A 20,364-nucleotide genomic window follows, 5' to 3' on the forward strand; every position below is an offset into this window, starting at 1 on the left:
CGCCGCCCTTCTGCGCCATCGCTCCGGGCGCCGCGCCGTTACGAATCCTCGCTCACCCGCAGCGGCGCGCGGCTCTGCTCGTTGTTCAAATGCACGAACTTGCGTAGCAGACGCATCAGTTCCTGCGAATCGTCCTCGCCCATCCCGTCGAACAGCCCGGCCCGCAATTCCGTCACCGACGGAATCAGGTGGGTGAGCAGCTCGACGCCCGCCGGCGTCAACAGCAGGCGCCGCTGACGCCGCGGCAGCACTTCGCGGACGATCAAACCTTTCGCTTCGAGCCGGACCGCGAGATCGGCCGTGGTCGACGTGTCGAGCGCGACCCGCTGCGCGAGCGTCACCTGATCGAGCCCCGGATTCTCGTACAGCATCCGCAGCACCGCGTACTGCACGGGCGTCACGTCCCGGCCCAGCTTCTCGTAGAACATCGCGACCGCGATCTGGTGCGCGCGCCGGATCAGATGCCCGGGTTCGTCGTACAGGTCGATCGGGAAAGCCGGCAGGTCGGCGGGAGTCGTTTTTTCCATGAATGAGTCGATGACATAGGCGGCACGCACCGGTTGCGCGCACCGTCGGCATGGCGCTGCTTCGCGCCATTTCCCGGGAAAACCAGTATACCGCCCGCCTTGCCCCGGCCCATATCGATGAGTACACTGAATCTCATTCAGTACACGGAATGAAGATCGGGCCGCCTCCCCGGCGGCACCGCCCCGAAGGAGACAAGGAACATGTTTCTCAAGAACGCGTGGTACGTGGCATGCACGCCCGACGAGATCGACGGCAAGCCGCTGGGCCGCAAGATCTGCAACGAATCGATGGTGCTGTACCGCGCGGCGGACGGCCAGGTCGCGGCGCTCGAGGATTTCTGCCCGCACCGCGGCGCGCCGCTGTCGCTCGGGTTCGTGCGCGACGGCGTGCTCGTGTGCGGCTATCACGGGCTCGAAATGGGCTGCAACGGCAAGCCGGCCGGCATGCCGGGCCAGCGCGTCGGCGGGTTTCCGTCGATTCGCAGCTTCCCGGCGGTCGAGCGGTACGGCTTCGTGTGGGTCTGGCCGGGCGATGCGTCCGAAGCCGATCCCGCCAAACTGCCGGCGCTCGCCTGGGCCGAGGACCCGGCCTGGGCGCACGGCGGCGGCCTGTATCACATCCGCTGCGATTACCGGCTGATGATCGACAACCTGATGGACCTCACGCACGAAACCTACGTGCATGCGTCGAGCATCGGCCAGAAGGAAATCGACGAAGCGCCGCCGAAGACCACCAGCCATGGCGACGAAGTCGTCACGAGCCGCTTCATGGAAAACGTGATGCCGCCGCCGTTCTGGCGAATGGCGCTGCGCGGCAACGGCCTCGCCGACGACATCCCGGTCGACCGCTGGCAGATCTGCCGCTTCACGCCGCCGAGCCACGTGATGATCGAAGTAGGCGTCGCGCATGCGGGCCACGGCGGCTACGATGCGCCGCCGAACAAGAAGGCGTCGTCGATCGTGGTCGACTTCATCACGCCCGAGACCGACACGTCGATCTGGTACTTCTGGGGATGGCGCGCAACTTCCGGCCCGACGACGCCGCGCTGACCGCCGAGATCCGCGAAGGCCAGGGCAAGATCTTCGCGGAGGATCTCGAGATGCTCGAGCGCCAGCAGCGCAATCTCGAGCAATGGCCCGAGCGCACGCTCCTCAAGCTCAACATCGATGCCGGCGGCGTGCTGTCGCGCAAGGTGATCGACCGGCTGCTCGCCGCCGAACACGCGGCGAGCCCGCAGCGGCCCGTGATTCCGGTCGCGCAGGTCAAGGCGGCGTCATGAGCGGCGCGACCTTGACGGTTCGGGTCGCGCGCAAGTGGCAGGAAGCGCGCGACATCTGCGGCTTCGAACTCGTCAGCGATGACGGCTCGCCCTTGCCGCGCTTTGACGCCGGCGCCCATATCGACGTGCATCTGCCCGGCGGGCTCGTGCGCCAGTACTCGCTGTGCAACCATCCGGAGCAACGCGATCGCTACCAGATCGCGGTACTGCGCGAGGCCGACGGCCGCGGCGGGTCGCGCGCGATTCACGACGAAGTCCGGCAAGGCGATACCGTGCGGATTGGCCTGCCGCGCAATCAATTCCCGCTCGCGCCCGACGCGCCGCACCATCTGCTGCTCGCCGGCGGGATCGGTGTCACGCCGATTCTGAGCATGGCGGAACGGCTGTGTTCGGCCGGCATGCCGTTCGACATGCATTACTGCGCGCGTTCGACCGATCGCATGGCCTTCGTCGAGCGGATCAACACGGCGGGGTTTCACGATCGCGTCCGCTTCCACGTCGACGACGGCGATCCCGCGCAACGCTTCGATCTGGCTGCCGTGCTCGCCGGCGCGCCCGACGGCACGCATCTGTACGTATGCGGCCCGCGCGGCTTCATGGATGCGGTGCTGAACGCCGCGCGCGAGCGCGACTGGAGCGAAGCCCGGCTGCACTACGAGTTCTTCGGCGGTGCGGTCGTGCCGTCCGGCGCCGACCGCGCATTCCAGGTGCAAATCGCGAGCAGCGGCAAGGTGATCGACGTGCCGGCCGAATGCACGGTGATCGCGGCGCTGGCGGCGAACGGCGTCGACGTGCTGACGTCGTGCGAGCAAGGCGTGTGCGGTACCTGCCTGACCCGCGTGCTCGAAGGCGAGCCCGATCATCGCGATACGTACTTGACCGACGACGAAAAGGCGGCCGGCGACCAGTTCATGCCGTGCTGCTCACGATCGCGCACCGACCTGCTGGTACTCGATCTGTAGATCGGCAGGCGGTAGACGGACCGCCCGACACGCGGCGGCTGACCACCCTACGGGAGACGATCGATGGCGCATCCTGTCCGGCCGTCAATCAAGATCGCGCGCGGCGCGTGATCGAGCGGCTGCTGCTGCACCCGAGCCGGCTTGGCCCTCGCACGCCGGCGCCTGCTCATCGCTCGGCTCAATCGGCCAGCCGGCAATGCGCGAGCTTCAACCCCGGCAGCACCGGCGCATCGATATAGCCTTCGTTCACGCAGTTGAACCGGAACGCCGACGACGTGACGAACGGCTTGATCTCGCCGCCGGGGAATTTCGGCTTCAGCGCATCCTGGTCAGGCACGTCGAAATGCGTGTCGAACTGCTCACCGTCGGCCGTCAGCGCGCCGAAGTACGTGCCACCCGGGTCGCTGCCCATCCGGATCACGGCGCCGACGAACGTGAGGCGCTTGCCGTCGTACTTCGTCTTCGCGGCGGCCATGTCCTGCGTATAGGCCTCGATCACGGCGCCGTAGTGCGCGTCGATCGCGGGTTCGGCGTTCGAAGCCGCACAGGCGGCCTGCTGAACGCCCGCCAACAGCGCGCAGGCCGCCAGCGCGGCCGCCGCGAACGGTGCGGAAATCTTCTTCATGCGTGGTCTCCCGTCTAGCGTGGTGGTTGAAATGATCGAAGCCCGGCGCGATGCCGATTGAATGCGCTTGCGTCGCTTTAATCGTTCGAATGGCGGTACACGGCTGCGATCACTTCATCGCCCGCACGCGCGTGCGCGGTGCGTGGCGTCGCGCCGAACGCGACGGGACAGGAAGATGACATGGTGCGGCCCCCGGCTCTCTCGTTGAATTTCACTGCGTCTGATTTTGGCCGCTACGGTAGCAGACGGCCGACAGCCCGGCAACCGAGCGCCGCGCATGGCCGGCCGCCCCATTACAATTGAAAACGATTCTCATTACATATATAATGCGCACGCTGATCCCACCGCAACGCTGCCACCCGCCACACGATCCTTAGCATTCCTCTTCCTGCATCGATTCATGCCATCCCGTCGAACGCCCTGCCGCGCCCGGACCTTGCATCCGTGGCGCATGCCCCTGCCTGCCCTGCTCACCCTGTGCGTCGCGAGCGGCGCGCACGCGGCCGGCGCCGAACCCGTGGCGCCCGCGCCCGCCGCTGCATCGACCACCGAACACGAACTCCCGGCCATCAGCATCAACGCCTCGGCCGCCGTCGATCCGACGATCGGCTATCAGCCGCGCACGACGAGCATCGCGGGCGGCGACGCCCGGGCGCTGAAGGAGATCCCGCAATCGGTCGCGGTGGTCAGCAGCAGCGTGATGCAGGACCAGCAGGCGCGCTCGCTCGACGACGTGCTCGGCAACATCAGCGGCGTCACGCAGACCAACACGCTCGGCGGCACGCGCGACGCGTTCATCAAGCGCGGCTTCGGATCGAACAACGACGGCTCGGTGCTGGTCGACGGCGTGCGCACGCCGGTGCTGCACAGCTATCTCGCGACGATCGATCGCGTCGAAGTGCTGAAGGGCCCCGCTTCGCTGCTGTACGGGATGCAGGACCCGGGCGGCGTGATCAACCTCGTCACGCGCAAGCCGGAAGACACGTTCGGCGGCTCGATCTCCGCGTCGCGCACGAACCACGGCGGCAGCAACGCACAGTTCGATCTCACGGGGCCGCTCGGCAAGCCCGGCCAGGTCGCGGGTGGCACGCTCGCCTTCCGGCTGACCGGCGAATACGACACGAGCCGCTACTGGCGCAGCTTCGGCCGCGAACGCAACGCGCTGATCGCGCCCGCGCTGTCGTGGCACGACGCGAACACGTCGATCGACGTCAGCTACCAGTACGTCGACTACACGATGCCGTTCGACCGCGGCACCGTGCTCGTGAACGGCCAGCTCGACGAGGCACTGCGCTATCGCCGCTACGAGGAAGCGTGGTCGCAAAGCAGCGGCATCCAGGAAACGCTGCGCACGCGCATCGAGCACCGCTTCTCCGATGCATGGCGCGTGCGCGCGACCTACGGCTGGGGCCGCGACCGCTACGACCAATACATCACCCGCGCCACCGCGTTCAACAGCAGAACCGGCGCGCTGACGCGCTCGTCCGACGCGAACCTCGGGCGCAACGATTCCGACCAGATCGCGACGCTCGGGCTGCTCGGCAACGTGACGCTCGCGGGCATGCAGCACGCGATCTACGTCGGCGGCGAATACGAGCGGCAGCGCAGCTTCCGCGGCGACACGATCCGCGGCAAGGCGACGACGGGCTTCAATCTCTACGATCCCGTGTACGGCCTGCTCGCGCCGGGCGGCATGCCCAACGCGAAGCAGAGCGATTCGCGCTCGGTCGTGCATGCGTATTCGACGATCGTGCAGGATTCGGTGAAGATCACCGACCGCCTCACCGCGGTGGGCGGGCTGCGCTGGGAAAACTGGCAGCAGGAATCGGGGATGGGCCGGCCGTTCGCGTTCGCCGACCGCTCGCGCGGCAGCGTCTGGCTGCCGCAGTTCGGGCTCGCGTATGCGCTCACGCCGGCGCTCACCGCCTATGCGAACGTGAGCCGCTCGTTCAAGCCGAACGTCGCGTCGAACGTCGCGGCGCCGCTCGCGCCGGAATACGGCCGCGTGCTCGAGGCCGGGCTGAAGTTCAGCTTGAAGCCCGCGATCACGGGCACGCTCGCCGTGTACCAGATCGACAAGCGCAACGTCGCGGTCACGGTCGGCGACATCACGTCGACGATCGGCACCGCGCGCTCGCGCGGGATCGAGCTCGACGTGGCCGGGCAGATCACGCGCCACCTGAGCGTGATCGGCAGCTATGCGTATACGAACGCGAACGATCGTGACGGCAACACGCCACTCGTCAACGTCGCGCGCCACACGGGCAGCCTGTTCGCGGTATACGACACGGCCATCGCCAACCTGCCCGGGCGCTGGCGCTTCGGCGGCGGCGCGCGTCTCGTCGGCGCCCGCTCCGGCGACACGGCGAACAGCTTCACGCTGCCCGGCTACGTGAGCGTCGACGCGTTCGCGGCGTACGAAACGACGATCGGCAAGTTTCCGACCCGCTTCCAGCTCAACGTGAAAAACCTGCTCGACAAGACCTACTATCCGTCGAGCAACAGCAACCTGATCGTCGCGGTCGGCGAGCCGCGGCTCGTCACGCTGACGACGACGGTATCGTTCTGACGCCCCGGCGTGCTCACGGACGCCAGCGATACACGACGATGCTCGACCCGTTGTAGTTGTCCTTCGTGATCACGTACTCGCCGGTCGAACGCAGGTACGCGCGCACGCCGTACATCGAGTCAACGTCGTTGCCGACGTCCATCGCCGACGGGTTCGAATTCGTCAGCGTCGTGACGAGCGCGCCGGTGTTCAGGTCGAATATGTCGATGTTCGGCACCGTGTGCACATAGCCGACGAACAGGTAGTGGCCGGCCGCCGCGATCGATTTCGGGTTCGCGCTCGTCAGGTTGATCACCGGGTTCGGCGCGCTCGTGTTGCCGTTCTTCCAGCCGTGATAAACCTCGATGTGCCCGTTCATCGCGGTCCAGTCCCAGTTGCCTGCCAGGCCTTGCGCCAGGATCATCGTGTCGCTGTCGGCCTGATAGATGATGCGCGTGACGGGCGCCACGCTGCTCGGCACGGCCGTCGTCACCGGCTTGCCCCACGACGGCTTGCCGGTCGCGTCGAAGCCCGTCATCGGGTAGCGCGTGATCACGTTGGAGCCGTTCAGGCCGGCCCACACGTCGCCGTTGCCGTCGATGTCGAAACCGGCCGTCACCTGCAGCGTCGTGTTGAACGGCTTGCCGGGCAGCGAACCGGCCGGAATCGCGATGTAGCCGCTCGCGGTGTTGAAGTAGTAGAAGTTGAAGTTACCCGGGTTCTGGCCCGACGCGACGAGGATCCGGTTGCCGCCGACGCTCACGAGCTGCCCGAAGTGCTGGCCGCGCTGATAGTCGTTCATGTCGAGGCGCGGGTCCTTCGGATAGGTGAACGGGTCGACCGTGTTCGCGACGAACGTGCCGCCCGCGGTGCCCGTATATATGTTGTTGCCGCTGTAGAACAACGTCCCGTCCGTCACCGGATCGGGCGCGGCGATTCCCTCGAAGTTCAGCGCCTGCAGCTTCCATTGCAGCGTGCCGACCGGGCTGTACGCATGCAGATCGGTGCTGCCGTTGCGGCCGAGATCCCAGCCGCCGCCCCAGGCGTTGTTCAGCACGTACAGGTTGCCGGCCGCATCCTTGCCGAGCGCCGCGACGCGCGTGAAGCGCTTGTCGCCGACCTGCCCCTTGATGCCCGTCGTCGTGTCGAGATAGCCGCCCTGCACGCCGAACGTGCCGACCTGCACCGGCAGCCCGGGCAGCCCGCCGTATAGCTTGATGTTCATGTCGGGCCCTTCGTCGCCGACCATCAACCGGCCCATCGACGCATCGAAGTACAGCGACGCCGGCCGCGCGCCGGCCGCCATCTGGAGCGTGTTCATCGCCGTACCGGTCGGGCTGAACTGCGCGACGACGCCTGCGCTCTTGCGCGCGACCCACAGGTTGCCGGCCGCATCGAGCGCCAGCGCGCCGGGGCCCGTGACGCCGATGTCGCGCTGCCACACGCCATCGGTCGTATAGACGCGCACGCGGTTGCCGTAGAAATCGCTCACGTACAGCAGGTTGCCGCCCGTCGCGAGGCCCGTGATCACGTCCGCATACTGGATGCCCGTCCACGTGCTGACCGGAATGCGCAGGTCGCGCTGGTTCGTGCTCCGGTTGTAGCGGCCCACCGAGCCGCTGCCGAACGTGCGGTTGTAGCCGAGCGCGACGAACAGCGACGTCGAATTGCCGGTGATCGCGCCGCCATGGAATTCGTCGTGGATGCCGATCGTGCCGAGCGGCTGGCCGTTCTGGTAGATCGCGACGCCGCCTGCGTTCTCGTCCCAGCGCGACGCCGTGTAGATCACGCCTTCGGGCGCGACCCACATCGAGCGCGCGCCGTTGCCGACGTGCGAGGCCAGCGTGCCGTACGTGTTCGCGAGCCAGTCGGTCGAGTATTGCGCCTGCGCGTGGCTAGCCGGCGCCAGCATTGCCATGCACATGATCAGCAACGCCGCGCGGATTTGTTTCATTGACATGAATAATGCTCCCAGACGAACAATGATCGACACTGTAAATCGCGGCGCGTGAAATATTGGTGATTCCGGTAAATCCGCATTCGCCGTTCCCCCGAATTATTCACTCCACGCGCTTTGCCGTACGGCGCTTTTTCGTCAACGATCGCAAAATCTCGGAAACCGCGCCACGACGGCCTGCCAGCCATGCTGTTTCAGCGCATTTACCGGCATTTTGTTCCGGGTCATTCAATGCGAATACGTCATTTTTTCTGATATGACCGCATTGCATTTTCATTCCCCGGAAGTCACTTTGATTATTACAAATCGAAATCAAAATGAAAGAGAAAAAATATTGTCCGGCGCGATCGGTTTTTTGCGATTTCGCGCACGGAAGGCGGAGCGGGAGGGAAAGGGGGAATACGGAGGGGAAAACCGCGCACCGTACCGGCACGCGGCGGCGATCGTTCAGCTCGCCGGATCGCGCGTCGGGCCGGGCCGGCCGTCGAGTATTTCGGCAGCGCATCGACGACGTCGATCACGCGTGGCCGGTGGAACAGTGCATCGTCGGCTGCGGACGAGCATGCCGACAACGCGGCCCGCATCGGCTGCGGGCCCCGTTGCACGCGCAACGACTGCTGCGTCAGAACTTCTGGCGCAGCCCGAGGCTCACGATCGCCTGCGACCGCGAATCGGACGAATGGCCGTTCGCCTTGTCGGACACCGACGCGGTCGCGTCCACCGGCCGGCCGAGCGCGTCGAGCGTCGTGCCGGACGCATGCTGGTACGCGCCGAGCAGGTACACGCTGGTGCGCTTCGACAGGTCGTAGACCGCGCCGAGCGTGACGTTGTGATACTGCGCGCGGTTGTCGATACCGTCGACGTCGCTGCCGCGCGTGTAGCTGTAGCCGGCGAACAGCTGCGTCTGCGGCTGCACGTTCCAGCGCGTGAACACGCCCGCGACGTTGAACGTCGCATGGCCGCTGAACAGCGACTGCGCGCCGCCGCGGTACTGCACGTTGCTGTAGTTCACGCCGACGACGGCCGGGCCGAAGTCGTACGTCGCGCCGGTCGCAATCACCTGCTGCGACTGCGCGCTCGCATAGCCTTCGTTGATCGACGAATTGAACAACCCGTCGTCGGTGCTCTGCCACTTGCCCGCCGTCGGGTCGGTCGCGCCCTTCTTGCTGTTGTCCGAGCGCTCGTAGCCGACGCCCACACGCAGCGGGCCGGCCGCGTATGCGGCGCCGACGCTCCACGTGTTGCGCTGCTTCATGCTGCCCGGCTGGCCGCCGAAGCCGTACAGCGCGCCGAACGTGAAGCCCGAGTAGTTCGCGCTCGTGTACTTGATCGAGCTGTCGACGCGCGCGGTCTGGTCGAGATCGTCGATGTCGCCCGGGTGCGCGCCGAAGCCGCCGATGAACGACGACGGGCCGACCGGGCTCACGAAATCGTCGAGCGACGTGTACTGGCGGCCGAGCGTGACCGTGCCGTAGCGGTCGCTGCCGACGCCGACGAACGCCTGCCGGCCGAACTGGCGGCCGCCCTGGCCGGACGTGCCGTTGGTGATGTCGAAGCCGTTCTCGAGAACGAACAGCGCACGCATCCCGCCGCCGAGATCCTCGGAACCCTTGATGCCCCAGCGGCTGCCGGACAGGTTGCCGGTCGTGAGCCCGACGCTCGAATGCCCGGTGTACGCGCCGGCCGAGCCGACCCGTTCGTTGCTGCGATAGGTCACGCCCGCATCGACGATGCCGTACAGCGTGACGGAGCTTTGCGCGGCGGCGACACCCGCGAGCGAGAGCAGCAGCGGCGCTGCGATCAGTTGCTTGTTCATGGTTGTATGTCTCCGGGCGGTGAACCCGTTGTTCTGGCTGGCTGTTTGCGAGTGGCGCGCGCGGGCGCCGACATCCGCCGACGGTGCGAGGCCGGCGACGTCCGCGCGCGACGACGCGGCGGGCATGCCCGCTGCGGCCGGTATGGTAGTTGGAACCGGTTCCGTTCCAAAGCGGAATAATGACAACAGTTTCTTGTCAAAATTGAGATAGTCGGAGCGCGGCCATAGCCACGGCTGCCGCGCCTGTACAGCGCGGGGCGACGCGGACGATAATCGGCTGCGCGCTTTCCTCCGGGAGTTCCTTCATGCATGAAACGACCCTGCTGATCTTCGCCGCCGTCGCGTTCGTCGGCATCGCGACACCCGGCCCGACCGTGCTGCTCGCGCTGACCAACGGCTCGCGCTACGGCGTGCGCCGCGCGGCCTACGGTTTCGCGGGCGCGATGCTGTCCGACTTCGTGCTGATCGTCGCGGTCACGCTCGGCCTCGGCGCGCTGCTGATGGCGTCGGCGTTCTGGTTCTCGGTCGTGAAGTGGCTCGGCGCCGCGTACCTCGCGTATGTCGGCATCCGGCTGCTGACGTCGAAAGGGGCGCTCGACGTAGCGGTCGCGCAGCGCGGCACGGCCTCCGGACGCAACGCATCGATCTTCGCGAAAAGCTTCCTGACCGCGGTGACGAATCCGAAGGGCTATCTGTTCTTCTCCGCGTTCCTGCCGCAGTTCCTCGATCCGCTGGCGCCGCTCGCGCCGCAGTACGTCGCGCTCGCGGTCACGTTCGCGCTGCTCGACGGCGCGGTGATGTTCGGCTACGCGCTGCTCGGCGCACGCGCGGTGCGGCTGCTGAAGCGCTCGGGCGCGCTGTGGCTCGAACGCACATGCGGCGCGATGCTGCTCGCGCTCGCCGGTTCGCTGGCGCTGTACCGGCGCCATGCCGCGTAGGCGCCGGGCTCGATGAAAATCGCCACACCGCCCCGCGCCGGTTTCCCCGGCCTGTCGCTCAGGCAACTCGAACGCGCGGATCTCGACGCGTGGTACGCGTACCTGTCGAACCCCGACGTTTTCCGTCACACGAGCTGGAACCTGCGCTCGCCCGACGATCTGCTGCCGATGTTCGACAACATCGAATCGACCGATCCGGATTCGATCCGGCGTCTCGCGATCGTCGACACCGCGTCGGGCGCGCTCGCCGGGACGATCGGGCTGCATACGGTGTCCACCGTCAACCGCTCGGCGGAGATCGCGTACGACCTCGCGCCGTCGCACTGGGGGCGCGGCATCGCGAGCGCGGTGTGCGACGCCGTCACCGCGTGGGCGTTCACGCACGGCGGCTTCATGCGCATGCAGGCGGTCGTGCTGACCAGCAACGCCGGCTCCGCGCGCGTGCTGCAAAAGTGCGGCTACCGCTACGAGGGGTTGCTGCGCGCCTACAAGATGGTGCGCGGCACGCCGGGCGATTTCGCGATGTACGCACGCCTCGCGACCGACTGACGTGCCCGCCGCGGCATCGCGTGCCGATGCCGTGAAGCGATTGCACGACCCGATTGCACGACCCGCGCCGAATTGGCGACAATCGCCACTCCCCTCATCGACTTGCCGCCATGAAAATCGCCGCGCTCTCCGACATCCACGGCAACCTCGCCGCGCTCGACGCGGTGCTCGACGATGTCCGCCGCCGCGGCGCCGACGTGATCGTCAATCTCGGCGACATCGTGTCCGGCGCACTCCATCCGGCCGAAACGGCCGACCGCCTGATCGCGCTCGACCTGCCGACCATCAAGGGCAATCACGAGCGGCAACTGCTGACGCTCGATCGCGACGCGATGCGGCTGTCCGATCGCTGGGCGCACGACACGCTGCGCGCCGACCATCGCGCCTGGATCGCCGCGCTGCCCGAACGCCTGACGCTCGACGGCGACGTGCTGATGGTGCACGGCACGCCCGCCAGCGATCTCGTCTATTTCCTCGAAACGGTCACGCCCGACGGCTGCCGCGCGGCCACGCCCGATGAAGTCGCGCAGCGCGCGGGCGACACGGCGGCCTCGCTGATCCTGTGCGGCCACACGCACGTGCCACGTACCGCGAAGCTCGACGACGGCCGGCTGATCGTCAATCCGGGCAGCGTCGGGTTGCAGGCGTATGCGGACGACCTGCCGCATCCGCACCGAATCGAGACGGGCTCGCCGCACGCCCGCTACGCGATGGTGTCGCGCACCGCCGCCGGCTGGAGCGTCGAATTCCATGCGGTCGAATACGACTGGCATACGGCCGCCGCCATCGCGGCGTCGCGCGGCCGCGACGACTGGACCATCGCGCTGCGCACGGGCCGCTGCTGACGCGCTCGCGCCGCCCTGCCACCCTGCTTCGCCTCAACTACAGAAACATCAACACGCCATGCCCGTTCCGTCGCAACTACTCTTCCTGCCCGGCGCATCGGGCAGCACCGCGTTCTGGCAACCGCTGGCCGGCATGCTCACGCATCCGGCCGAGCGGCGAATCGTCGCCTACCCGGGCTTCGGCGACACGCCGCGCGATCCGGCCGTCGACGATTTCGACGGTCTCGTGCGTCATGTACTGGCAATCGTCGACCGGCCGACCGCCGTGATCGCGCAATCGATGGGCGGCGTGATCGCGATGCGCGCGGCGCTCGACAAGCCGGGTCTCGTCACGCATCTCGTGCTGACGGTCACGTCCGGCGGCCTCGACATGGCCGGGCTCGGCGCGCAGGACTGGCGCGCCGGTTTCGCCGAAGCGAACCCGCGGTTGCCGGACTGGTTCATGACGTTTCGTGCGGACCTGTCGCAGGACATCGGCCGTATCGCGCAGCCGACGCTGCTGCTGTGGGGCGACGACGATCCGATCAGCCCCGTGGCGGCCGGCCGGCGCCTGCTCGAACGGCTGCCCGATGCGCGGTTGCACGTCGTGCCGGGTGGCCGGCACGATCTCGCGGCCGTGCATGCGCAAGCGCTCGCGCCGCTCGTCGACGCGCATCTGCAACGCGTGTGACGCAGCACCCATCGCATACGTCACACGGTTCGGCACGCACCTGAAGCCGCGACGCGCGCGCGCCGCGTCGCATCATCCCGCGTTCCTCAGCGTCAGCCTCGCTTCGAGGCCGCCGCCGTCGGGCCGGTTGTTCAGCGTGAGCGTGCCGCCCATCGCGAGCGCGAGCTGCTTCGCGATCGCAAGCCCGAGCCCCGTGCCGCCCGTCTCGCGATTGCGCGACGTCTCCACGCGCCGGAACGGCTCGAACACCGCGTCGAGCTGATCGTCCGGAATGCCGGGCCCGCGGTCGAGCACCGCGATCACCGCGCCGCCGTCCGGCGCCGCCTGCACGTCGATCTCGGCCGCACCCGCGAACTTCAGCGCGTTGTCGACGAGGTTGCCGACGATGCGGCGCAGCGCCTTCGGCCGCGTGACGAGCGCGAGCGGCGCGCGGCTGTGCAGCGCGACGTCCTGCCCCGCATCCGTGTAGTCGTACACGATGCTGTCGAGCAGCGCATCGAGATCGATGCGACGCGCGGCTTCCTCGGTGCCGTGCAGCGTGCGCGCATACGCGACGCCCTCCTTCACCAGATGCTCCATCTCGAGCAGGTCCTGGCGCAGCTTCGCGCCCTGCGTGTCGTCGTCCATCACGTCGACGCGCAGCCGCATCCGCGTGATCGGCGTCTGCAGATCGTGCGAGATCGACGCGAGAATCTGCATGCGCTCGGCCATGTACTGCGCGATACGGTCCTGCATCGCGTTGAAGGCCCGCGCGGCGCGCGCGACTTCCGACGGCCCGTCTTCGTTCAGCCGCTCGCCCTTCAGGTCGGGGCCGAGCGCGTCGGCCGCCTGCGCGAGCTGCTTGAGCGGCCGCGTCGCGAGCCGCACCGCGAGCCAGCAGCACGCGGCCAGCACCGCGAGCTGCACCACGAGCACGGCCGGCAGCCAGCCCGACAGCGGCACCGTCGACATCGGATGGATGTCGATCGTCAGCGGCGACCCGTCGGTCAGCCGCAGATGCACCTGCAGATGTTCGCGGTCGCCGGGGATCGAATTCGCGGTCAGCGGATAGTCGCCGCCGATGCCGTCCGAAATCGAGCGCTCGACGCGCGCCGACAGCCGCGCTTCCGGCGGCGTGCCGGTTTGGCCCGGCCCGAGGATGAACGCATAGCTGCGCCTCGCGAGACGCGGCAGCCATGCGGTGCGCTCGGCGGGCGGCAGATGGTCGAGCAACGCGACCGAGCTGGCGACCTCGCGCTCGATGTAGCCCATCATCAGGTTCGTGGTCGCCTGGTCGCGCTCGGTCACGGTGAGCCAGAACGACAGCGTCTGCGCGAGCGCGAGGCCCACGCACAGGATCAGCGCGAGCCGCGCGAACAGCGAACGCGGCCAGTGCCACGGCGCGCGCGCGCTCATGGCGTACCGTCGACGGCGGTCACGGCCGACGAGAACACGTAGCCCTCGTTGCGCAGCGTCTTGATGTAGCGCGGCTCGCGCGCGCCGTCGCGCAGGCGCTGGCGCAGCCGGCTCACGAGCAGGTCGATCGAGCGGTCGAACGGGTCGGACTGGCGCCCTTGCGTGAGGTTGAGCAACTGGTCGCGCGTCAGCACGCGCTGCGGGTTGTCGAGGAACACGCGCAGCAGCCGGTATTCGGCGCCGCTCAGCGCGACCAGCGTGCCTTCGGTGTCCAGCAGATGGCGCCCGGTCGTGTCGAGCTGCCATTCGCCGAACGCAAGCAGCGCGGCCGTTTCCGTCACCTGCATGCCGGGCGGCAGCATGCGCGCGCGGCGCAGCACCGAGCGGATTCGCGCGAGCAGCTCGCGCACCGCGAACGGCTTGGCCAGGTAGTCGTCGGCGCCCATCTCGAGGCCGATGATGCGATCGGTTTCCTCGCCGCGCGCGGTCAGCATCAGCACCGGCACCGTGCGGAACTTGCCGGCGCGCAGGTCGCGGCACAGCGTCAGGCCGTCCTCGCCGGGCAGCATCAGGTCGAGGACGATCAGGTCGGGCGCGCCGTCATCCAGCGCGTTGCGCATCTCGCGGCCGTTCGCGGCCAGCGACACGCGCATGCCGTTCTTCTCCAGGTAGTCCGCGATCAGTTCGCGAATCGCGCGATCGTCGTCGACGATCAGCACGTGGTCGATCTTGTCCATGAGTCGTTGCCGGTATCGGTGTCGGGGTTCGGGCGGGTCGATGTCCGCTGTTATACCGCACGGCGGGCACGCGTTTGTATCCCAATGTATCGCGCCAGCGTGGCGACACACAACGTTGCACACGCGCGGCGGGCCGGACACATCGCAGATACGTCGGCGCCGCCTAATGGGGCCTGTCGAAACCCGTCGGGCCGCCGCCCTCGCGCCGCGGCCCCAAAGATCAGGAGAACGCCATGCTGCCCCGCCTCAAGACCGCCGCCCTCGTCATCGCCCTCGCCGCCACGGCCGGGCTCGCCGCCTTCGCCGGCACCCGCGACGACGCGGGCGTGCAGGCATCGCCGGCCGGCATGGCGGCGCCCGCTTTCACCGGCATCGACCGCTGGCACAACAGCGCGCCGCTGACGCTCGACCAGTTGCGCGGCAAGGTCGTGCTCGTCGATTTCTGGACGTACTCGTGCATCAACTGCATTCATACGATTCCGTACGTGAACGACTGGTATCGGAAATATCGCGACCAGGGGCTCGTCGTGGTCGGCGTGCATACACCGGAATATCCGTTCGAACGCGACGCGAAGAACGTGGCCGATGCGATCAGGCGCTTCGATATCCGCTATCCGGTCGCGCAGGACAACCGCTACGACACGTGGCGCGCGTACGGCAACCAGTACTGGCCCGCGCTGTACCTGATCGATGCGAACGGCAAGATCGTCTATACGCGGTATGGCGAAGGCGGGTACGACAAGACGGAGGCGGCGATTCGGGGGGCGCTCGCGCAGGCGGGGGAAGAGGCGAAGGGCTCGACGCGCACGCAGTGACCTGGGCGGCGAGCGGGCTCGATACTGGCCCGCGCCCGCTCGCGTCACGCGCTCATTCGCGCTTCGCGTCGGCCTCCGCCAGCATCGCTTCCCCGATCGCGAGCTTCCCGTCCGCGACCAGCGCTTCGCCTGCGCCCCGGATATCGGCCTCGGCCTTGTTCTGCCCGAGCTTGCGCTTGCCGACGAGCCGCGTGATCTCGATCTGCAGCCCGACGATCGCTTGCAGCATCGTGTCGATGTAGTCGGGCGGCGCGTCGCCCATTTTCCACGGCACCGGCTGCGACGCCTCGTGCGTACGCGTCAGCCGTGCGACCACGCCGCGCACGAACTTCTCGTCGTCGCGCACCGTGATGCGGCCGTGCGCATGCACGACCCGGTAGTTCCACGTCGGCACCTGCCGATGCGCGACGTGCTTGCTCGGATACCAGTTCGGCGAGATGTATGCGTCGCCGGCGCGGAAAATCACGAGCACCTCGTCGCCGTCCGCGACGTCCTGCCAGACCGGATTCGCCCGCGCGACGTGCGCGTGCAGTTCGCCGAGCCCGCCGTCGCCGGGCATCAGTTCGAACGGAATGTGGTTCGCATCGAGTCCGCTCTTGCCGTGCGTGATCAGGCTGCCGAACGGATGCTGGACGATCAGTTCGCGCAGCGCGTCGGGGTTGGGTTCGTTGAAATCGGCGGGGACGTACATGTCGGCTCCACGGTCGTGCGGGGTGGGAAATGGCGCGGGTGCTAGCCCGTCATGGTTCAATTGTGATCTCAAACTGGTTTATCCTGTAGAGCCGGTTTGAAACAATTTCAGCAGACCAGAATCATGGCAAGAACGGCCCGGATCGTCGAAATCCCGTCGCTCGGCGTGCTCGATCGCGCGGCCGGCGACCTGAGCCGCCAGCTCGCGCAGGCACTGCGCGACGCGGTGCGCCGCGGCGACGTCCAGCCCGGCGATACGCTGCCTTCCACACGGCTGCTGGCGGCGTCGCTGCAGGTGGCGCGCGGCACCGTCGTCGACGCGTACGCGCAGCTCATCGCCGAAGGTTTTCTCGAATCGCGCGGCGGCGCGGGTACGCGGGTCGCGAATGCGCTCGCGGAACCATCGCCCGGCAACATTCCGGAATCGCCCACGCAGCGCCTGGACCCGGCGCGCGACGCCCTGCCCGAACCCGCCGCCGCCTTCGCGCGGCTCGCCCGCGAATTCAGCCCGCTGCCGGCGATGCCGTTCGCGATCTCGGTGCCGCTCGGCCTCACCGCGCCCGACGACATCTGGCGCCGGCTCGGCAACCGCCTGCGCGCCCGCGGCGCCGGCGCGCCGTCCGGCTATGCCGATCCGCAAGGCGCGCTGCCGCTGCGCGAAGCGATCGCCGACTACGTGCGCCGGTCGCGCTCGGTGCGCTGCGATGCCGGCCAGGTCGTGATCACGAGCGGCACGCAGCAGGGGCTGCATCTCGCGAGCCAGGTGCTGCTCGGCGCAAACGACCGCGCATGGGTCGAGAATCCGGCCTATCGCGGCATCACCGCGCTGCTCGAAAGCACCGGGCGGCGCGATGCGATGGTGCGCGTGCCGGTCGACGCCGACGGCCTCGACGTCGACGCCGGCATCCGGCTCGCGCCCGATGCGCGCGCCGCATTCGTCACGCCGTCGCACCAGTACCCGCTCGGCATGCCGCTGAGCATGGCGCGGCGCAATGCGCTGCTGGCATGGGCGCGCGCCCACCGCGCATGGATCGTCGAGGACGACTACGACAGCGAGCTACGCTACGAAGGCTACCCATTCCCGTCGCTGCAGGGCCTCGCGCCTGATCGCGTGATCTATCTCGGCACCTTCAGCAAGATCCTGTTTCCGTCGCTGCGGCTCGGCTACGTGATCGCGCCCGACGATCTCGTGCCCGCGTTCTGCGGCGCGCGCGTGCTGATGGACCGCCACGCGCCGACCGCCGACCAGCACGTGCTCGCCGCGTTCATCGCCGAGGGTCATCTCGATCGCCACATCCGCCGCGTGCGCGGCGTCTATGCGGAACAGCGCGCGGCGCTGATCGACACGCTCGGCGCGCGGCTGCCGCGCGAGCGCGCATGGGTGCAGCCGGGCGACCAGGGGATGCACGTCGTGCTGTGGCTCGCGCAAGGCATCGACGATCTCGACGTCGTCGCGCGCGCCGCCCGGGCCGGTGTCGCGGTGCGTGCGGTGTCGCCAATGTTCGCGCCCGGCACGGCGCGCCCCGGCCTCGTGCTGGGCTTCGGCGGGTTCGGCCGCGCGCAGATGGAAGCGGCCGCGCAGCGGCTCGCGGACGTGGTTTCGTCGGTGGAATCGCGGCCCCGCGCACGGTAAAAGGTTGGCGGCGGGCAACAAACGTAATCGTCTGTAAATCCTGCAAGCAAACGGCCGTTTCCACGGCCGGCACGCGGGTTCCGTTTGCTAGGATCGCGCGTCTTCCCTCCGCGCTCCTGCCGCCTTGAACCGCTTCGTGCCGTTTCTCCGAGACGCGTGGCTCCATTGCCGCGCCCGTGTCACGCCGCCCGCCGCCGCGTGCCGCATGCGCGTCCGCGCGCTGGGCGCGGGCATGCTCCACCGCCTGCGCCATCCGACCTGGCGCGGCGCGGCGCTGACGCTCGCCGCGATCCCGGTGCTGGGCCTGCTGCTCCTGCTCGCGTTCGTTCCGTTCACGCCGAGCATCGGCGACATCCGCAAGGCGCGCATCGACCGCCCCGCGCGCGTGCTGTCGGCCGACGGCCAGTTGATCGCCGAATTCCGTCCCGTGAACCGCGAATGGGTGCCGCTCAAGCAGATCTCGCCGCACATGATCGATGCGCTGATCGCGACCGAGGACCACCGCTTCTACGCGCATCACGGCATCGACTGGCGCCGCACGCTCGCGGCCGGCCTGCATACGTTCTCCGGCGACCGGCAGGGCGGCTCGACGATCACGCAGCAGCTGGCGCGCAACCTGTATCCCGACGAAGTCGGCCGCGCGCCGACGCTCACGCGCAAGGTGAAGGAGTTGATCACCGCGTTCAAGATCGAAGCGGTGTACAGCAAGGACGAGATTCTCGAAACGTACCTGAACACGGTGCCGTTCCTGTACAACGCGTACGGCGTCGAAATGGCCGCGCGCACCTACTTCGGCAAGTCGGCGGACCAGCTCGATCTCACGGAAAGCGCGACGCTCGTCGGGATGCTGAAGGGCAACAGCTACTACAACCCGGTGCTGAATCCGGAACGCGCGGTCCAGCGGCGCAACGTCGTGCTCGGCCGGATGGCGCAGATGGGCATGCTGTCGCCGCAGCAGTTCGCGAAACTGCAGCGCCAGCCGCTGCGCGTCGACTTCGAACCGCAGACGTCACAGCCCGGTCTCGCGCCGCATTTCGCGGTGCAACTGCGCAAGTGGCTGATCGCGTGGGCCGACCGCAACAACTACGATCTCTACTCCGACGGCCTCGTCGTGCGCACGACGCTCGATGCGCGGCTGCAGGACATGGCCACGCAGGCGCTGACGCGGCAGACCGAACGGCTGCAGGCGATCGCCGACGGCGCATGGCGCGGGCCGTCCGGCTGCGGGCTGCGCAACGACCTGTTCCGCGGCTTCATGCGTCAGACACCGGAGTATCGGCAGGCCCGCGACACCGGGCTCGCCGACGTGGTTGCGCTGAAGCAGCTCGGCGCGAATCGCGAATTCGTGCGGGCGCTGTGCGAGCGCAAGACGCAGGTGCAGGCCGGCTTCGTCGCGATCGATCCGCGCAACGGCGCGATCCGTGCGTGGGTCGGCAGCCCCGATTTCGGCAGCGAGCCGTTCGATCATGTGGTACAGGCACGGCGTCAGCCGGGTTCGACGTTCAAGCCGTTCGTCTATGGCGCCGCGTTCGCGGACGGCATGCGGCCGGGCGACACGTTCGTCGACGGCCCCGTCGCGATCCCGATCGACGGCCGCGCCGTGTGGCGGCCGACCGATGCGGAGCCGCCGACCGGCGCGCCGATGACGCTGCGCGACGGGCTGGCGCTGTCGCGCAACCGCATCACCGCGCAGGTCATGCAGCGGGAAGGCGCGGCGAAGGTCGCGCAGCTTGCCCGCGCGATGGGCGTGCGCGACAGCCCGCTCGACGCGGTGCCGTCGCTCGCGCTCGGCACGAGCCCGGTCACGCTGAAAGAGATGGTGTCCGCGTACGGCACGATCGCGAATCGCGGCGTGTACGTCGCACCGCAGATGATCACGCGCATCGAGGATCGCGACGGCAAGGTGCTCGCCGCATTCGGCAGCGCGCCGCCGGAACGCGCGCTGTCGGCGCCCGCCGCACTGACGCTCGTCGACGCGATGCGCGGCGTCGTCGATTACGGGACCGGCGCGGACATCCGCTCGCGCTACGGGATTCGCATCGACGTCGCGGGCAAGACCGGCACGACGCAGGACAACACCGACGGCTGGTTCATCCTGATGCATCCGCAACTGGTGGCCGGCGCGTGGGTCGGCTTCGACGACGGCAGCGTGACGCTGCGCAGCGACTACTGGGGCGCGGGCGCGCACAGTGCGCTGCCGATCGTCGGGTCGTTCTACGACGCGGCGCTGCGCGCGCGGGCAATCGATCCGCATGTGCAGTTCTCGCCCGATTTCCGGCCACGCAGCGCGCCAGCGCCGAAGCGGCGCGCGCCGCAGCATTCAGGCCTGTTCGACTGGCTGCGCTTCTTCCGATGATCGTGCCGGCGGCGGGCTGAG

16 protein-coding genes and 1 pseudogene are annotated in these 20,364 nt (G+C 68.3%); 10 read left to right on the forward strand and 7 right to left on the reverse strand.

Annotated elements, in window-relative coordinates:
• Positions 1 to 38: 38 nt before the first annotated feature.
• Positions 39 to 527, reverse strand: a complete 489-nt coding sequence (locus tag SY91_RS24510; RefSeq protein WP_006480545.1) for a MarR family winged helix-turn-helix transcriptional regulator — start codon at positions 525 to 527, stop codon at positions 39 to 41.
• Between the two features lie 201 nt (positions 528 to 728).
• On the opposite strand from SY91_RS24510, the pseudogene SY91_RS24515 reads away from it, so the two are divergent.
• Positions 729 to 1,807 (forward strand): annotated as a pseudogene (locus SY91_RS24515) (Rieske 2Fe-2S domain-containing protein).
• Positions 1,804 to 2,769 carry a PDR/VanB family oxidoreductase gene (locus tag SY91_RS24520; protein WP_006480543.1) on the forward strand — a complete coding sequence of 322 codons (966 nt, stop codon included), beginning with the start codon at positions 1,804 to 1,806 and terminating at the stop codon, positions 2,767 to 2,769. Before SY91_RS24515 ends, SY91_RS24520 begins: the two are co-directional and overlap by 4 nt.
• Positions 2,770 to 2,947: 178 nt before the next feature.
• On the opposite strand, the gene SY91_RS24525 is transcribed toward SY91_RS24520, so the two are convergent.
• Positions 2,948 to 3,394: a hypothetical protein gene (locus tag SY91_RS24525; RefSeq protein WP_023475699.1), complete on the reverse strand. Its 447-nt coding sequence runs from the start codon at positions 3,392 to 3,394 to the stop codon at positions 2,948 to 2,950.
• A 400-nt stretch (positions 3,395 to 3,794) separates the two neighbouring features.
• Between SY91_RS24525 and SY91_RS24530 the strand changes: the two genes are divergently transcribed.
• Positions 3,795 to 5,963: a TonB-dependent siderophore receptor gene (locus SY91_RS24530; RefSeq protein ID WP_043887220.1), complete on the forward strand. Its 2,169-nt coding sequence runs from the start codon at positions 3,795 to 3,797 to the stop codon at positions 5,961 to 5,963.
• Between the two features lie 13 nt (positions 5,964 to 5,976).
• On the opposite strand, the gene SY91_RS24535 is transcribed toward SY91_RS24530, so the two are convergent.
• Positions 5,977 to 7,902 (reverse strand): hypothetical protein, encoded by a 1,926-nt coding sequence (locus SY91_RS24535; RefSeq protein ID WP_023475703.1) that lies wholly within the window; start codon positions 7,900 to 7,902, stop codon positions 5,977 to 5,979.
• Positions 7,903 to 8,521: 619 nt separating this feature from the next.
• A complete protein-coding gene (locus SY91_RS24540; protein WP_023475705.1) occupies positions 8,522 to 9,715 on the reverse strand; it encodes a porin in 1,194 nt (397 codons plus the stop codon).
• Between the two features lie 305 nt (positions 9,716 to 10,020).
• Between SY91_RS24540 and SY91_RS24545 the strand changes: the two genes are divergently transcribed.
• The 4 genes from SY91_RS24545 to SY91_RS24560 all read left to right on the forward strand — a co-directional run bounded on the left by SY91_RS24545 (position 10,021) and on the right by SY91_RS24560 (position 12,717).
• The gene (locus SY91_RS24545; RefSeq protein WP_185921195.1) at positions 10,021 to 10,653 is read left to right on the forward strand and encodes a LysE family translocator; all 633 of its coding nucleotides are present in this window, start codon (positions 10,021 to 10,023) and stop codon (positions 10,651 to 10,653) included.
• Between the two features lie 12 nt (positions 10,654 to 10,665).
• Entirely contained in the window at positions 10,666 to 11,202 is a 537-nt protein-coding gene (locus tag SY91_RS24550) for a GNAT family N-acetyltransferase (RefSeq protein ID WP_011546941.1), read from the forward strand.
• Positions 11,203 to 11,312: 110 nt separating this feature from the next.
• Positions 11,313 to 12,047: a metallophosphoesterase family protein gene (locus SY91_RS24555; protein WP_006480537.1), complete on the forward strand. Its 735-nt coding sequence runs from the start codon at positions 11,313 to 11,315 to the stop codon at positions 12,045 to 12,047.
• A 58-nt stretch (positions 12,048 to 12,105) separates the two neighbouring features.
• The gene (locus SY91_RS24560) at positions 12,106 to 12,717 is read left to right on the forward strand and encodes an alpha/beta fold hydrolase (RefSeq protein WP_185921196.1); all 612 of its coding nucleotides are present in this window, start codon (positions 12,106 to 12,108) and stop codon (positions 12,715 to 12,717) included.
• Between the two features lie 72 nt (positions 12,718 to 12,789).
• On the opposite strand, the gene SY91_RS24565 is transcribed toward SY91_RS24560, so the two are convergent.
• On the reverse strand, positions 12,790 to 14,112 hold the full coding sequence (locus SY91_RS24565; protein ID WP_006480535.1) for an ATP-binding protein: 1,323 nt from the start codon (positions 14,110 to 14,112) through the stop codon (positions 12,790 to 12,792).
• Positions 14,109 to 14,849: a response regulator gene (locus tag SY91_RS24570; RefSeq protein WP_006480534.1), complete on the reverse strand. Its 741-nt coding sequence runs from the start codon at positions 14,847 to 14,849 to the stop codon at positions 14,109 to 14,111. Before SY91_RS24570 ends, SY91_RS24565 begins: the two co-directional genes overlap by 4 nt.
• Positions 14,850 to 15,082: 233 nt before the next feature.
• Between SY91_RS24570 and SY91_RS24575 the strand changes: the two genes are divergently transcribed.
• Positions 15,083 to 15,664: a thioredoxin family protein gene (locus SY91_RS24575; RefSeq protein ID WP_006480533.1), complete on the forward strand. Its 582-nt coding sequence runs from the start codon at positions 15,083 to 15,085 to the stop codon at positions 15,662 to 15,664.
• Between the two features lie 52 nt (positions 15,665 to 15,716).
• Here SY91_RS24575 and SY91_RS24580 read toward each other — a convergent pair whose 3' ends face one another.
• On the reverse strand, positions 15,717 to 16,355 hold the full coding sequence (locus SY91_RS24580; protein WP_124624769.1) for an FMN-binding negative transcriptional regulator: 639 nt from the start codon (positions 16,353 to 16,355) through the stop codon (positions 15,717 to 15,719).
• A 123-nt stretch (positions 16,356 to 16,478) separates the two neighbouring features.
• On the opposite strand from SY91_RS24580, the gene SY91_RS24585 reads away from it, so the two are divergent.
• Together SY91_RS24585 and SY91_RS24590 are read left to right on the forward strand one after the other, a co-directional pair.
• Positions 16,479 to 17,987, forward strand: a complete 1,509-nt coding sequence (locus SY91_RS24585) for a PLP-dependent aminotransferase family protein (RefSeq protein WP_034175150.1) — start codon at positions 16,479 to 16,481, stop codon at positions 17,985 to 17,987.
• 124 nt (positions 17,988 to 18,111) lie between these two features.
• Entirely contained in the window at positions 18,112 to 20,343 is a 2,232-nt protein-coding gene (locus tag SY91_RS24590) for a penicillin-binding protein 1A (RefSeq protein WP_185921197.1), read from the forward strand.
• The last annotated feature ends 21 nt before the right edge of the window (positions 20,344 to 20,364 follow it).

It is taken from the genome of Burkholderia cenocepacia, assembly GCF_014211915.1.
Classification (GTDB): Bacteria; Pseudomonadota; Gammaproteobacteria; order Burkholderiales; family Burkholderiaceae; genus Burkholderia; species Burkholderia orbicola.

What these genes read in the sequence shown, in the direction of transcription:
- SY91_RS24545 (WP_185921195.1), top strand. Translation starts at nt 10,021, where the DNA reads ATGCATGAAACGACCCTGCTGATCTTCGCCGCCGTCGCGTTCGTCGGC.
- SY91_RS24560 (WP_185921196.1), top strand. Translation starts at nt 12,106, where the DNA reads ATGCCCGTTCCGTCGCAACTACTCTTCCTGCCCGGCGCATCGGGCAGC.
- SY91_RS24585 (WP_034175150.1), top strand. Translation starts at nt 16,479, where the DNA reads ATGGCAAGAACGGCCCGGATCGTCGAAATCCCGTCGCTCGGCGTGCTC.
- SY91_RS24525 (WP_023475699.1), bottom strand. Translation starts at nt 3,394, where the DNA reads ATGAAGAAGATTTCCGCACCGTTCGCGGCGGCCGCGCTGGCGGCCTGC.
- SY91_RS24520 (WP_006480543.1), top strand. Translation starts at nt 1,804, where the DNA reads ATGAGCGGCGCGACCTTGACGGTTCGGGTCGCGCGCAAGTGGCAGGAA.
- SY91_RS24530 (WP_043887220.1), top strand. Translation starts at nt 3,795, where the DNA reads ATGCCATCCCGTCGAACGCCCTGCCGCGCCCGGACCTTGCATCCGTGG.
- SY91_RS24565 (WP_006480535.1), bottom strand. Translation starts at nt 14,112, where the DNA reads ATGAGCGCGCGCGCGCCGTGGCACTGGCCGCGTTCGCTGTTCGCGCGG.
- SY91_RS24535 (WP_023475703.1), bottom strand. Translation starts at nt 7,902, where the DNA reads ATGTCAATGAAACAAATCCGCGCGGCGTTGCTGATCATGTGCATGGCA.
- SY91_RS24510 (WP_006480545.1), bottom strand. Translation starts at nt 527, where the DNA reads ATGGAAAAAACGACTCCCGCCGACCTGCCGGCTTTCCCGATCGACCTG.
- SY91_RS24570 (WP_006480534.1), bottom strand. Translation starts at nt 14,849, where the DNA reads ATGGACAAGATCGACCACGTGCTGATCGTCGACGACGATCGCGCGATT.
- SY91_RS24555 (WP_006480537.1), top strand. Translation starts at nt 11,313, where the DNA reads ATGAAAATCGCCGCGCTCTCCGACATCCACGGCAACCTCGCCGCGCTC.
- SY91_RS24540 (WP_023475705.1), bottom strand. Translation starts at nt 9,715, where the DNA reads ATGAACAAGCAACTGATCGCAGCGCCGCTGCTGCTCTCGCTCGCGGGT.
- SY91_RS24580 (WP_124624769.1), bottom strand. Translation starts at nt 16,355, where the DNA reads ATGTACGTCCCCGCCGATTTCAACGAACCCAACCCCGACGCGCTGCGC.
- SY91_RS24575 (WP_006480533.1), top strand. Translation starts at nt 15,083, where the DNA reads ATGCTGCCCCGCCTCAAGACCGCCGCCCTCGTCATCGCCCTCGCCGCC.
- SY91_RS24550 (WP_011546941.1), top strand. Translation starts at nt 10,666, where the DNA reads ATGAAAATCGCCACACCGCCCCGCGCCGGTTTCCCCGGCCTGTCGCTC.